The sequence below is a fragment of the Bacillus sp. SIMBA_026 genome (assembly GCF_046535335.1).
Lineage (GTDB): Bacteria > Bacillota > Bacilli > Bacillales > Bacillaceae > Bacillus > Bacillus velezensis.
Genome location: NZ_JAWRWX010000503.1, coordinates 1 through 234, shown reverse-complemented (window position 1 = coordinate 234; position 234 = coordinate 1). Strand labels below are relative to the sequence as shown.

The 234-nt window shown below is 63.7% G+C and carries 1 protein-coding gene; it reads right to left on the bottom strand.

Translation table 11 applies throughout. From position 1 onward, the window contains the following. The coding region (locus SB847_RS22325; protein ID WP_486304290.1) for a thiolase family protein at nt 1–234 on the bottom strand (234 nt) is incomplete at both ends.

Sequence of the window (234 nt, the reverse complement as noted above, 5' to 3'; positions counted from 1 at the left end):
GGCGGCAGTGGCTACAGCCTCGAGACTAACCAAGCCCTTCAAACCCCGCTCGGTAGCAACTGACTCGCGAGTCAAGACCACGGCCGCGGCGCCGTCGTTGATGCCCGAAGCATTGCCGGCCGTTACGGTTCCACCAGTGGCAAAGGCAGGACGCAATCCCGCCAAGGTCTCCACGGTTGTTTCCGGTTTGGGGTGCTCATCCGTCTCGGCTGTGAAAGGTCTGCGGCCGGCGAC